The organism is Kocuria dechangensis (assembly GCF_014636775.1).
Taxonomy (GTDB): Bacteria; Actinomycetota; Actinomycetes; order Actinomycetales; family Micrococcaceae; genus Kocuria; species Kocuria dechangensis.
In genome coordinates, this window is sequence record NZ_BMEQ01000019.1 from 59,946 (window position 1) to 68,770 (window position 8,825).

The following is an 8,825-nucleotide window of genomic DNA, read 5'->3' on the forward strand; positions in this document are numbered from 1 at the left end:
CAGAACGGCAGCGGGTACACCTCGCCCCGGCCCCTCCCCCATGGCGGTCTACATCGTGTCCGGGTCGTCGTCTTCGACCGTGCAGATCGTGCGGTGGAACCAGAACATCGCCTCCTCGAAGGTGCCGCGGTGGCGCGCCACGGGCTTGCCGTGCTCCCAGCGGTGCTCCAACATCCCGTCGGAGGCCAGCCCGTAAAGAATCTGCTGGCCCTTCTCGAACCCCTCGTGGCCCGGGGCGATCTCGGCCAGGAAGCGCACCGGCCCGGTGCCCTGGTTCGCCCAGCGGTGCATGGTGTCCAGCGGCACCGCGGCGCTCTCCCCGGCCTGGAGCGCCTACGGGCGCTTGGCGACCTCCACGGTCAAGCACCCCGTCCCGGACGTCGAAGAGCTCGATCAAGGACCGGTGGTAGTGCCGCACGACCCCGGCGCCGGGCTCAGCCACGGCGTGCACCAGGGTGTGCTCCCCGCCGGTCTCCGCACTGGTGCGCAGGAAGGTGACCTCGTCGCGCTGGATCCTGTTGTGGTACGTGGTGCGCGTGACAAGCAGATCGTCGAGCTCAGTGGTGGTCAGGCGCATCGCAGGTCCCTGTTCCCGTGTGCCGTCCCTCCCGCGGTACGCCGCAGCGCCCCGCGGTGCGGGCGCGCTGCGGGACCACGACGGCCCGTTCCGACCCGCGCGGGGTGGGACGGGCCGTTTGGCAGATATGGGAGGCCCAAACGTCTATGGGACCGGAGTCACCAGCTCGCCGGTGCGCAGGAAGGTGTCCAGGTTCTCCAGCACCAGGTCCGCCATGGCCTGTCGTGTCTCTTGGGTTCCGCTGGCCATGTGGGGCAGCAGCACCACATTGTCCAGGGAGGTCAGCGGTTCCGGCACGGAGGGTTCGTCGGTGAAGACATCGAGGCCGGCGCCGGCGATGGCCCCGGAGGTGAGGGCCCCGACCAGGGCGTCCTGGTCGATCAGGGACCCCCGGGCGATGTTGACCAGATACCCGTTGGGTCCCAGTGCCTCCAGCACCTGGTGCGAGACCAGGCCGGCCGTGTCCGGCCCGCCGGATGCCGCCACGATGAGGGCGTCATTGCGCCGGGCCAGCTCGTGTACCGAGTCGACGTACGTGTAGGGCGCACCGGGTACGGGTGAGCGGCTGTGGTAGGAGATCGCGATGTCGAATCCTTCGAGCCGCTTGGCGATCGCCTGTCCGATGCGCCCCAGTCCCAGGATGCCGACCCGTTTGCCGCTGACTCGGGTGGTGAGCGGGAACTTCCCGCTATCCCAGCCGCCGCCGCGGACGAACCGGTCGGCGGCGGAGATGCCGCGGAAGACGTCGATCAGCAGCCCCACGGCCAGATCGGCCACGCAATCGGTGAGCACATCGGGGGTGTTGCTGACGGCGATGCCCCGGGCGCGGGCCGCGGCGACGTCGGTGGTGTCGTAGCCGACGCCGAAGTTCACCACGGCTTTCAGCTCCGGGAGGGCGGCCATCAGTGCCGCGTCGACCCCGACGGTGGCGGAGGTGACGGCGGCGGTGATGTCGTGTCCGTGTTCCTGCACGAAGGATTCGGCCTGCGCCGTGGGCAGGCGAAGCACCGGGTAGGTCCGGTGCAGAGCTTGCTCCAGCGCCGGCAGGAGGGGTCCGACCTGGAGGACGCGGGGTGGTGCGGAGGTGGTCATGTCAGTGCCTTGTCTGTGTCGTGGTCGAAGGGTCCGGCGACACCGGGTGGTGGGGCGGTTCCCCGCGGAGTACTCGGGCGACGTCGTGGATGACGTCGGAGCCCATGGCAGCGTTGGCTCCGTCGCTGCAGGCGCCGATGTGCGGGGTGAGCACGGTGTTCGGTGCACTGAGCAGGGGATGATCCGGTGGTATCGGCTCTTCCTCGAAGGCGTCGGCGGCGAGGAACCCCAGGTGCCCGCTGCGCAACAGATCGGCGGCCGCGGCGCTGTCGATGAGCCCGCCCCGGGAGGTGTTCACCACGCCGGCGCCGGGCTTCATCGTCTCGAGTGCTTCCCGGCTGAGGAGGGGGGACCCGTCCGGGGGCATCGGGACGTGGAGGCTGATGAAGTCGCTGGTGGCGAGCAGTTCGGGCAGGCTGCAGCGGCGGACACCATCGCGTGCGAAGACCTCCTCGGGCAGGAACGGGTCGTAAGCGGTGATCTCGCAGCCGAAGCCTGCTCCGCGCCGGGCGACTTCGCGCCCGATCTGGCCGAATCCGATGAGTCCGAGGGTCCGGCCGTGCATTTCCTGGCCGAAGAGCTGGTTCCACGCCCCGGCCCGTAGCGTCCGGTCCGCCTCGAGGAGTTTTCGAGCCCCGGCCAGCAGGAGGGTGACCGCGAGATCGGCCACGGCGCGGGAGTTCGCTCCGGGGGTCCGTACGACGGTCACCCCGGCCTCCGCCGCGGCCTGCAGGTCGATGTTGTCGATCCCGACGCCGTGCTTGCCGATGACCTTCAGGTGCGGGGCGGCGGCGAGGACGGAGGCGTCGACCCGGTCGACGCCCACGATCAGCGCCACGGCCTCGGTGACCTCTTCGCGCAGCTGCGCTGGAGACAGCGGGCCTTTGGCCCGGGAGCGGCGCACATCCAGTTGCTCTGCCTCGATGGCCTGCCACGGGGCGTCGGAGTACAGCCCGAAGCTGGGAGTGGTGACCACCACCGGTCCCAGGCCGGCCCCCGTCACAGGGCCGGCTCCGAGGCCGACAGCTCGGCTGCTTCGGCGGACTCCTGGTCGGCCAGCCGGGTGATCGAGGCCTGGATGTGCTCGCGCATCAGCTCTCCCGCCTCCTCCAGCCGCCCCGCCTGGGCCGCGTCGTAGATGGTCTGGTGCTCGGTGAACTCCTTGTCGCTGGTCGGCCACTTCTCCCACAGCACGCTGGCCGCAGCCAGCGCGGTGAGGTCCTGGAGCCGGTCCAGGGATTCGACGATGAACTCGTTGTCGCACTGGGCGTACATGGCACGGTGGAACCGTCGGTTGGCCAGTGCGCTGGCGGCGGTGTCGCCATCCACCCGGTGCCGCTCGACGTCGTCCAGGGCCCGGGCCGCGGCCTTGAAATCCGGGTGCGGACTGCGGGCGTGGGCGATGGCCCACGGTTCCAGCAACACTCGCTCCTCGTAGATGTGGCGCACGTCCCGGAGGCTGAGCCGGCGCACGCACACCCCGCGCCGGGCAGTGGCGGTGAGCAGGCCTGAGCGCATGAGGATGATCAGTGCCTCGCGCACCGGGGTCTTGGAGATGCCCAGCTGGTCGGCGATGCGCCGCTCCACCAGGACCTCGTCCGGGGCCAGCTGTCCGGAGAGGATCGCGGTCTTGACCGACTCCACCACCAGGTCGGAGCGGTTGGTGGACAGGCCTAGTGGAGGCAGTTGGGAGACGGTTCCTGGGTCGGAGAATGCCGTCATGGCGGGATTCCTTTCGTCTCGCGGGTGGCGCAGATCAGCGCTTGCTACGGGCTTTGCGGTACGCCTGGCGCATCTGGGCGTCAGGCGGGTAGGTGCCCCGCAACGGGGCCCCGCTCTCGACCTGCTCGAGGATGAACTCTTCCAGGTCTTCCTGCTCCGCCGCGTCCCGGGCGACCTCCTCGGCCAGGTGGCGGGGGATGCAGATGACCCCGTCACGGTCCCCGACCATGATGTCCCCGGGGTAGACGGCCACCTCGGCGCAGCTGATGGGCAGCTGCATGTCCACGACGTGGTGCTGGGCAAGATTGGTGGTGGGTGAGGCCCCGGCGGCGAAGGTGGGCAGCGCCAGTGCCTCGAAGCCGGCGGCGTCGCGGACCGCGCCGTCGGTGACAATGCCGGCCGCCCCGCGCCTGAGCAGGCGGGTGGCGAGGATGTGCCCCAGGGAGGCGGCGCGCTTCTGGCCGCGGGCGTCAATGACCAGAACGGCCCCCGGCCCGACCGATTCGACGGCCTTGCGCTGGGGATGGTCGTAGTCCTGGAACACCGAGAGCACGTCGAGGTCCTCACGGGCGGGGATGCAGCGCATGGTGAACGCCTCGCCAACCATCCGGCGGCGGTTGGGGTTCAGGGCGCCGAGACCTTCCAGGTAGGTGTTGCGCAGCCCGCGGTCCATCAGCTGCGTGGTCAGCGTCGCGGTGCTGACCACGCTCAGCGCGGCGCGCGCCTGATCGCTGAGGCCGGTGCCGGTCGCGGTTGCCGTCTCGATCGTCATGGGTTTTTTCCTGTCTTCTGGTCCGGTCAGCGTAGAGCCCGGAATGACTGCGTGGGTATCGAATCGGTCGTCGGATATATCAAGGTGCCGGTGTACGACCATCCCGGTGGGGCGTCAGGCGCGTTGTTGGGCGGCCCGCTCCCTCACCCGCTCGGCAAGGTGCTCCCCAATGGGCAGGGCGGCCGTGGCCGCCGGGGAAGGGGCGTTGAGCACGTGCACCATCCGCGATGTCTCAGACAGCAGGAAGTCGTGGATCAGGGTCCCGTCCTTGCGCACCGCCTGGGCCCGGATGCCGGCCTCGTAGGGCAACAGGTCCGCCTTGGTCAGGGCAGGTGCGTACTTGCGGCACTCCCGCAGGTAGCTGGCCTTGAACAGGGAGTTCAGGATCTCCCGGGCGCCGGTGGCGACGTTGGCCCGGGCGACGTGCCACAGGCCGGGGAAGGCCAGCATGCGGGCGGTGTCGCGCAGATCCACGGAGAACTTCGGGTAGCCCTCTCGGGCCAGCCCGAGCACGGCACTGGGACCCACCGTGATCGCACCATCGATGGTGGGGCTGAGGTGGACGCCCAGGAACGGCAGCTGCGGGTCCGGCACGGGGTAGATCAGGTGACGGACGTAGTCGGCCTTCTCCGCGGGGAGCTGGAAGTACTCCCCGCGGAAGGGCACGATCTGCACATCGGGGCGCAGCCCGGCCAGCTCGGCCATCCGGTCGGCCTGCAGGCCGGCGCACACCACGAGCTGGTCGCAGGTGGTGGTGCCCTCCGCGGTGCGGACCTCGACGGTCTCCGGTGTCTCGGTGATGCCCAGGACCCGGGAGCCCGTGCGCACCTGCCCGCCGGCGGCGGTGATGAGCTCGGCCAGTGTGGACGCGACCCGGGTGTAGTCCACGATCCCGGTGCTGGGGATCAGCAGGGCCGCCACACCGGCGATGTTGGGTTCGCGCTCCCGCAGCTCGGCCTGGCTCACCCGGTGGGCCTCCAGCCCGTGGACGGCGGCACGTTTCTCCAGGGCCTCCAGCCGGGAGGCCTCCAGGTCGTTGGTGGCGACCAGCAGCTTGCCGCACTCCTCGAAGGCGATGCCGTGCTCGCGGCAGAACTCCTTGGTCTGCTGGGCTCCTGCCTTGCTGAAACGGGCCTTGAGGCTGCCGGGCTCGTAGTAGATCCCGGAGTGGATGACCCCGCTGTTGTGGCCGGTCTGGTGCGTGGCCAGGGTGTCCTCGGCCTCCAGCAGCAGCAGGGACGCCTCGGGCTCGCGCGAGAGCAGCTGGTAGGCGGTCGCCAGTCCGACGATGCCTCCACCGATGACGCAGTAGGTGTAGTCGCTCATACCGTCGCCTCCTCGGACTGGAGCAGGAACGGCACGTCGTTGCGCTCACACACCTCACGGATCGCCTCCAGCAGCAGGCCCGGCACAGGCACGCCCTTACGCTGCCGGACCTTCCGCGCGGCGGCCTCCGGGTCACCGGGCACGAGCACCGCGGTACCGGGGTCCACGGGTGGGGTGGCGCGCATCATCGCGATCAGCTCGGCGGTGTAGGCGGCAGCACCCCCGCCGGGATTGAACACCTCCGGGTCGATCACCAGGAAGAAGTGCCCAATGTTGTCCCCTCGCTCGGTGCCGCGGCCGGGCAGAGCGGCATCGGAGAGGGCGGCACTGAGGATCTGCACCATCAGCGACAGCCCGTAGCCCTTGTGCCCACCGCTGACCGGGGTGGATCCGCCCAACGGCACGAGCCCGCCCTCGGGGCGGTCGCGCAGGTAGGCGAACGCGGCGGCTGAGTCGGTGACCGGCCGGCCCGCCTCGTCGATCACCCATCCTTCCGGGATGTCCTGTTCCTTGAGGGCGTAGGCCTTCACCTTGTTCATGGCCACGGTGCTGGTGGACATGTCCAGCACGAACGGCTCCCCCTCGGCGGTGGGGGCGGCGAAGGCGATCGGGTTGGTGCTCAGCCCCGGCGCCGACCCGCCGGTAGGGATCACCGATAGGACCCGGGCCGTGGTGGTGGCCAGGGCGATCAGGCCCTGCTCGGCCGCCCGGCGCACGTAGAAACCGGTGGCCCCGAAGTGGTGGGAGTTGCGCACCGCCACCGCTCCGATGCCCAGGGCACGGGCCTTGGTGATGGCCAGGTCCACCGCCTGGACGGCCACGGGGTGACCGAGGCCGCCGCCGGCGTCGAGCACCGCGATGGCCGGGGTCTCGGTGACGGTCCGCACCGGCGCCTGCAGGTCCATCCTGTGCTGCTGCATCAGGGAGTCGTAGTTCATCAGCATTGAGATGCCGTGAGAGTCGATCCCGGACAGATCCGCATCAACCATGGCCTCGGTGGTCGTGTCGATCTTCTCCTCGGGCATGCCCCACTGGCGCAGGAGTATCCCGATCTGATCCCTCAGCCGTTCGGCCGGATAGTGCTGCATGGTGGTCCTTCTTCTCTCGGTCCTCGTCCGTCGCGGTGGTGGTCGCTGGCCCTACTTGGACTTCCCAATCTCGAACTCCTCGGTCAGCTGCTCGTACTTGGCCGTGTCCGCTTCCACGATGCTGCGGATCTCGGTGGGCTCGACGTCCCATTCGGCGATGTAGCTGGTCTTCGTGAAGTCCTGGAAGGACTCCGAGTCCTTGCCCTCTTCCACCGCCGTGCGAAGTGCCTCGACGGCCGCCTCGGGAGTGTCCTTGGGGACCGCGACCCAGCGACGCTGCACCACCGTGAAGTCGTAGCCGAGCTCCTTGGCCGTGGGCACGTCGGAGAGCATCTCCTCGCGCTCCTCGGAGAACACCGCCAGCGGGCGCAGGGAGCCGTCCTTGATCCGGGGCATCACCTCGGCGATCTGGGCGGTCACCGCATCGGTGTGCCCGCCCAGCACGGAGGTCACGGCCGGGGCGCCGCCGTCGAAGGGGACGTCCACGGCGTTGGCGCCCGCCAGGGCGAACAGGCCGGCGGAGGAGAACTGTGCGCCGCTGCCCACCCCGGAGGTGGCGTAGCGGATCTGGTCCTTGGCCAGCAGGGACTTGAGGTCCTGGTGCGGGGAGTCGGCGTTGACGACCAGGGCGTAGCCCTCTTCGCTCACCGGAGCGACGATCTCCATGTCGTCCAGGGTGGTCTTCGTCGCGTCCTCCACGAACAGCGGCGTGACCGAGTACAGCGACTGGGAGGCCAGCAGGGTGGAGTAGCCGTCGGCTTCTCGGTTCAGGGCGTCCTGCGTTCCCACTCCGCCGTTGGCGCCGGGGAGGTTCTCGACCACCACGCTCTGCCCGAGGGGGTCCTCCATCGACTCGGCCAGGGCGCGGGCTGTGAGGTCGGTGCTGCCTCCGGCGCTGAAGGGCGCCACCAGGCCGACTTCGCGGGTGGGGTAGTCCTCGGAGCCGCCGGCTTGGACTCCGCCGCACCCGGAGACGGTCACGACGGTGGCGAGGCCGACGGAAAGGGGCAGAACGGTGCGCTTGCGGAAGATCGAGTGGTTCAGCATGGCGTGTCCAATCGTCATTGATGGGGCGTGGGGCGGGTGTCCCGCCCCGGTGCGTTGAGGGTGGTGCGCGGTCGTGGAGATGCGGTTCAGGTCTGCGGTGGGATCACCGGGAGTCGAGCGGAGTGTGTTCCACATCACTTGGTATACCGTCACACCAATGTACCAATGGGGCATCAGATTTGCGCAAGCATTTTCCCGAAGATTTCGTGGGCGACCGGTGATCGAGGCGCGGGGGTGGTCTCGGACTCGGTCAGCACAGGCGGAGACTGGCCGTCCCTTCACGGTGAGCGCGTTCAGGAACTGGCGGCACGCCCTGCCTGCCTTGCCCCGCCGCTTCAGTGGAGGAGCAGGCTGATCAGCAGGATCGCGGGGAAGGACAGGATCGAGCTCAGGAACGTGATGTCGCGGGCGGCGTTGGCCGGCATGCGGAACTGGGAGGAGAACAGGAAGACGTTCTGGGCCGTGGGCAGGGCGGACATGACGACCACGCCGAGCAGCTCCGTGCCGTCCAGGCCGAAGCCGAAGCGGCCGATCAGCCACGCCGCCGCCGGCATCACCGTCAGCTTGACCAGCGTCCCGGTGATCACGTCGGGCACCAGGGCGCGGTGGCGGAACGGGCGTTGCCCGTAGAGGCTCATGCCGAACAGGAGCAGCAGCAGGGGCACAGAGGACTCCCCGAGCATCTCCAATGGGATCCACAGCGCCTCCGGCACCTGTGTGCCGGTGGCCGAGAGCAGCGCGCCTGCGGCGGCGCCGATCGTCACCGGGTTGGCCACCGACCTCAGCACCGTGTGCGCGACCGGCCCGCCACCACGATCTCCGCCGGAGCCATTCCGGGACACGGCTGTCGTCGCGGCGGTGGCCCCGGGTCCACGCCGGGAGGGACGGCTGGCCCAGGAGAGGACCATCAGGTAGAGCGGGGCGAGCACGAGCAGCTGCGCCAGCAGCACGGAGACCACCGGCGCGGCGCTGCCCACCGCGTAGAGCGCGATGGGCAGCCCGATGTTGCCGGCGTTCACGTAGGAGGACGCCATGGCGCCCACGGCGGTGCGGGCGGTCCCGCGGTGAAGCAGCGCGCCACTCACCAGAGCGAAGACTGCTCCGGCCACCGCCGCGGTGGCCAGCGCGATCGGGGTGTAGACGCCCAGCACGGCGTCGAGGTCGGTGCCCGCGACGAGCACCAGCATCAGGGCCGGGTTGG

At 69.8% G+C, this 8,825-nt stretch carries 9 protein-coding genes; all 9 read right to left on the reverse strand.

Translation table 11 applies throughout. The annotated features are described in order from the left end of the window. Positions 1–48 precede the first annotated feature (48 nt). The gene (locus IEW07_RS15205) at positions 49–306 is read right to left on the reverse strand and encodes a hypothetical protein (protein WP_188538741.1); all 258 of its coding nucleotides are present in this window, start codon (positions 304–306) and stop codon (positions 49–51) included. 415 nt (positions 307–721) lie between these two features. Beyond that, a complete protein-coding gene (locus IEW07_RS15210) occupies positions 722–1,669 on the reverse strand; it encodes a 2-hydroxyacid dehydrogenase (RefSeq protein ID WP_188538743.1) in 948 nt (315 codons plus the stop codon). Position 1,670: 1 nt separating this feature from the next. Further along, positions 1,671–2,645 (reverse strand): phosphoglycerate dehydrogenase, encoded by a 975-nt coding sequence (locus IEW07_RS15215; RefSeq protein WP_229741893.1) that lies wholly within the window; start codon positions 2,643–2,645, stop codon positions 1,671–1,673. Positions 2,646–2,668: 23 nt separating this feature from the next. Further along, positions 2,669–3,391, reverse strand: coding sequence for a GntR family transcriptional regulator (locus IEW07_RS15220; RefSeq protein ID WP_188538745.1), 723 nt, complete (start codon positions 3,389–3,391; stop codon positions 2,669–2,671). Between the two features lie 34 nt (positions 3,392–3,425). After that, positions 3,426–4,163, reverse strand: a complete 738-nt coding sequence (locus IEW07_RS15225; RefSeq protein WP_188538747.1) for a ribonuclease activity regulator RraA — start codon at positions 4,161–4,163, stop codon at positions 3,426–3,428. Between the two features lie 114 nt (positions 4,164–4,277). Then, positions 4,278–5,489 (reverse strand): L-2-hydroxyglutarate dehydrogenase, encoded by a 1,212-nt coding sequence (gene lhgD / locus IEW07_RS15230; protein ID WP_188538749.1) that lies wholly within the window; start codon positions 5,487–5,489, stop codon positions 4,278–4,280. Further along, on the reverse strand, positions 5,486–6,577 hold the full coding sequence (locus tag IEW07_RS15235) for an Ldh family oxidoreductase (RefSeq protein ID WP_188538751.1): 1,092 nt from the start codon (positions 6,575–6,577) through the stop codon (positions 5,486–5,488). The genes lhgD and IEW07_RS15235 overlap by 4 nt, the downstream gene beginning before the upstream one ends. Before the next feature lie 51 nt (positions 6,578–6,628). Continuing rightward, entirely contained in the window at positions 6,629–7,642 is a 1,014-nt protein-coding gene (locus IEW07_RS15240) for a Bug family tripartite tricarboxylate transporter substrate binding protein (protein WP_188538753.1), read from the reverse strand. 317 nt (positions 7,643–7,959) lie between these two features. Beyond that, positions 7,960–8,825, reverse strand: an 866-nt coding sequence (locus IEW07_RS15245; protein WP_188538755.1) for an AEC family transporter, incomplete at its 5' end; no start/stop codon positions are given.

Bases quoted from the DNA above. Each gene is read 5' to 3' on its own strand.
- IEW07_RS15210 (WP_188538743.1), bottom strand. From the start codon at position 1,669: ATGACCACCTCCGCACCACCCCGCGTCCTCCAGGTCGGACCCCTCCTG.
- IEW07_RS15220 (WP_188538745.1), bottom strand. From the start codon at position 3,391: ATGACGGCATTCTCCGACCCAGGAACCGTCTCCCAACTGCCTCCACTA.
- IEW07_RS15225 (WP_188538747.1), bottom strand. From the start codon at position 4,163: ATGACGATCGAGACGGCAACCGCGACCGGCACCGGCCTCAGCGATCAG.
- lhgD (WP_188538749.1), bottom strand. From the start codon at position 5,489: ATGAGCGACTACACCTACTGCGTCATCGGTGGAGGCATCGTCGGACTG.
- IEW07_RS15235 (WP_188538751.1), bottom strand. From the start codon at position 6,577: ATGCAGCACTATCCGGCCGAACGGCTGAGGGATCAGATCGGGATACTC.
- IEW07_RS15240 (WP_188538753.1), bottom strand. From the start codon at position 7,642: ATGACGATTGGACACGCCATGCTGAACCACTCGATCTTCCGCAAGCGC.